The sequence below is a fragment of the Leisingera sp. F5 genome, from assembly GCF_001593695.1.
Genome location: NZ_LUKH01000218.1, coordinates 1 through 3,628 on the forward strand (window position 1 = coordinate 1; position 3,628 = coordinate 3,628).

Annotated in this window: 2 protein-coding genes and 2 pseudogenes; all 4 read right to left on the reverse strand. The window is 59.8% G+C overall.

Annotated elements, in window-relative coordinates:
• Positions 1 to 473: pseudogene (locus tag A2I95_RS27635) on the reverse strand (ABC transporter permease); the annotation flags it as partial.
• Positions 470 to 1,498 carry an ABC transporter permease gene (locus tag A2I95_RS27640; RefSeq protein WP_291735076.1) on the reverse strand — a complete coding sequence of 343 codons (1,029 nt, stop codon included), beginning with the start codon at positions 1,496 to 1,498 and terminating at the stop codon, positions 470 to 472. The pseudogene A2I95_RS27635 and the gene A2I95_RS27640, both read right to left, overlap by 4 nt.
• Positions 1,498 to 3,411, reverse strand: coding sequence for an ABC transporter substrate-binding protein (locus A2I95_RS27645; protein ID WP_291735078.1), 1,914 nt, complete (start codon positions 3,409 to 3,411; stop codon positions 1,498 to 1,500). Before A2I95_RS27645 ends, A2I95_RS27640 begins: the two co-directional genes overlap by 1 nt.
• Positions 3,404 to 3,628 (reverse strand): annotated as a pseudogene (locus tag A2I95_RS27650) (ABC transporter ATP-binding protein); the annotation flags it as partial. The pseudogene A2I95_RS27650 and the gene A2I95_RS27645, both read right to left, overlap by 8 nt.

Here is a 3,628-nt window from a genome sequence, read left to right on the forward strand (position 1 = left end):
ATAAAGATCGTCGCCTCTTCGGTTGCGCAGAACAGGTGGCGGTTGCTTTCGATGAGACCGGCCAGTTTATAGGTTTGGCCCTCACAGAAGAATTCAAGCTTCAGCGGACGCGAGGTGTCGGGACTGAACTCCCACTGGAAAGTTTCCAGGTTGGCCTCGGAGGTCATTGGGTAAACGAAGGGTCCCACGAACGCGCCCTCGTGGAACAGCTTGATCGATTGCGGCGGGGAATACAGATGCTCTGAAAAGCGCTGGTTTGGCCCGTAGGGCGCAAGGAAGCCGGCGAACGGGATCATGAGGTAGGCGACCAATAGGAACAGGCCTGAAATCAGTCCCAGCTTGTGGGTCTTGAATTTGCGCCAGACCAGCAGCCAGTTCGGCGCGTCCAGGTCCTTGCGCTCCAGCTCCAGCAGCGAGGCCTGCGGGTCGAAAGGTTCATCATCGACATAACGTCCATCAGGCAGCCGGGTCATGCGCCGCGCCCCTCATACCGGATCCTCGGGTCAAGCAGCACCAGCAGAACATCTGAAACCATGGTGCCGATCAGCGTAAGCAAAGCGACGAACATCAGCACGAAGCCCGACAGGAACATGTCCTGGGTTTTAAGCGCCGTCAGCAGGGTCGGCCCGATGGTTTGCAATCCCAGCACCACCGACACCAGCACCGAGCCTGAGATCATTGCCGGCAGCAGGTTGCCGATGTCGGCGACAAAGGGGTTGAAGGCGACGCGCAGCGGATACTTGGCCAGCATCCGCGAGGGTTTCATGCCCTTAGCGATGGCAGTTTCCACATATGGCTTGCCAAGTTCATCCAGCATGTTGGCGCGTAACCGCTGCATCATCGCCGAAGCGCCGGCGGTGCCGATCACGAAGGTCGGCACGATCAGGTGGACGAGGATGGACTTCACTTTGTCCCAGTTCATCGGCACACCTTCGTATTCGGGGGCCATCAGCCCGCCGATCGGCAGATCAAACCAGCGGTGGCCATAGTAGAACAAGATCAGTGCGAGCAGAAAGTTAGGCGTGGCGAGTCCCAGATAACCGATAAAGGCCGAGGTGTAATCAATCCAGGTCCGGGCCCGCGCAGCGGCTAAAACACCCAGCGGCAGCGCCACCGCATAGACAAAGATTACGGCGGACAAGTTTACCAGAACTGTAAGCCACAGGCTGTCGCCGACAATATCGGCAACCGGGCTGTCGAACTCGAAAGACCAGCCGAAATTGCCTTGGATCATGCCGGAAAACCCGTGCGGGCCGGGCATGAAACCCATCCAGATCATGTATTGCTGCCACAGGGGTTTATCGAGCGCATATTCCTGTCTTAGGAATTCCGCCTTGGCGACGCCTGCGGACTGGCCGGTGGCCTGCAGCTCGGCAATCTGGTTCGACAGATAGTCGCCCGGCGGCAGGTTGATGATGGCAAAGACCAGCACCGACACCACCAGAAGCGTAAGCAGCATGGTGCCAAACCGGTAAATGGCGTAACGCAGAATTTCCATCAGCCCTGGCCATCCTCAAAAAAGAACTCATCCGGACGGTAAAGACCGAAATGGGCGCCGGGATCCCAGGCCCATATTGCTTGATTGGGCACATTACGCAGGCGGTTGCTGACCACGACGGGCTGCGGCGCGGCGGCCACGACGCCGATGGCAAAAACCTGATCAGCGTGGATCTGCAGCATGGCGCGCCAGGCTGTAGCACGCTCGGCATCTGTCGTGGCCATGTTCCAGTCCTGCATCAGATCCATCAGTTGCCGGGCCGGGGCCATGTCAGGCGGCTCCCCCGAATCGCCGCCGGTTTGATAGAACTGGCCCCACTTCGGCCAGGAAAGGAACACCTGATCCGTCGGCGCCAGATAGGCGGGCGAGGTGTAGACCTGCGGCAAGCCATTATCCCAGCCGAACCAGGCAGAAGCCATGGTGCTGCCAGAAAACACGCGGTTGCGCAGGATGTCGCGGTCCAGCGGGCGCATAACCAGTTTGACCCCGACATCACGCCAGTCGTCCGAAATTATCTGAAGTGCATTCTCGACTTCCTGACGTTCGCCTGCTGTTTCCACGACCAGCTCCATCAGCCGCCCGTCGGCCAGATAGCGGATCCCATAGGCGTCTTTCTCTGTAAGGCCGGTCTCGTCCAGAAGCCAGTTGGCCTGCTCCGGGTCAAAATCCGCCCAGGCGGCACGCAGGGCAGGGTCAAAGAACTCGCTCTGTTCCAGCACAGTCATGGCGCCGGGCTTGGCCAGGTTGAAATATAGCGCCCGGTTGATGGCACGGCGGTTGATAGCCAGCGACAGCGCCCGGCGTACCCGGACATCGCGCAGCACCTCGCGCCAGACCGGATCCTTGGTATTCAGGTTCGGATAGATCGCGATCTGCGAGGCCGCACCGGACCCCCAGAGATATGTCTTGTAGTTTGCGCCGTCCTTTTCACCCTTGCGCAGGATCGGAATATCACGAAAACCGAGGCCGCGGGCCTGCAGGTCGGCCTCTCCGGCGTTGGATTTGGCCGCAACCAGGCCGGCAGTCACGATCTCCATTTCCACGGTGTCGATGTAGGGCAGTTGCACGCCGCGGCTGTCGATCCGGTGGTAATAGGGATTGCGCACGAACTGGTGGCGGATCTTCTTGCCGGGCGAGGCGTTTATCCAGGGCTGCAGTGTTGGAAGCTCGTGGTTATCGAACTTGTACATGTTATCGTATTTGTTGTGCAGCGCGGCCCAGCTTTTTACGCGGGCATAGTCGACTTCTTCCTCCAGCACGCCCGGGTCAGCGTAATCGGCATGGAATTGCTTCAAGTATTCCGCGGGCCGGTAGATGAAAGGCGGGCGCGCCTGGGCCAGCATGTGCAGGAAGCTGGGGTTGGGGTCGTCCCATTCGTAGATGATTGTGGCTTCGTCCGGGAAGCTTACGCGCGGCAGCTTGCCGTTCACGCGCAGGAAATCCGGCGGACCGGCCGGGCTGAGCAGCTGGTGGTTGGCTACATCTTCCCACCAGTAGCGGAAATCGGCAGAAGTGAAGGGATCACCGCTGGACCAGCGGTGGCCGGGCCGCAGCTTCAGTGTGTAGCGCCGGTTCTCTTCGTTCTCATAGCCTAGCAGAATGTCAGGCTGCAGCCGGTAGCTTTCGTCATAGCCCGCCAGCCGCGCATAGCCATAGACCACCATCTGGCGGATGTCCTTGGAACGGGTAACCATGGTGTTCAGTGTGCCACCCTCAGTGCCGAAGGCCCGGCCTTTGGCAGCCAAATCGACCACCAGCGGCACCTCTGGCAGGCGTTTGGCCACTGGGGGCAAGTAGCCCGCCTTGACTTCGGAGCTCCAGAATTTGCTTTCCTGGACCTCGGGGCCGCAAAGGGCAGAAATCGGGGCAAGGCATAGAACAACCGCCAAAAAGGGTTTCAGGGCATCAAGCATGGCAGCGCACCTTATGGCCGGGTTCCAGGTGTTTCAGGTTAACCAGGCGCGGGGCATCGGATCCGTTAAAGCGGAATTCCTCGGGCCAGCAGTCCGGCGCGCCTGCGCCTTGGGCTACCATTTTTAAGTCGATGGGCCGGTCGATATCAGGTTCCGGCTGGGCCGCGATCAGCGCCTTGGTGTAGGGGTGCTGTGGATTGTAGAATAAGGTTTCCGG

Bases quoted from the DNA above. Each gene is read 5' to 3' on its own strand.
- A2I95_RS27645 (WP_291735078.1), bottom strand. From the start codon at position 3,411: ATGCTTGATGCCCTGAAACCCTTTTTGGCGGTTGTTCTATGCCTTGCC.
- A2I95_RS27640 (WP_291735076.1), bottom strand. From the start codon at position 1,498: ATGGAAATTCTGCGTTACGCCATTTACCGGTTTGGCACCATGCTGCTT.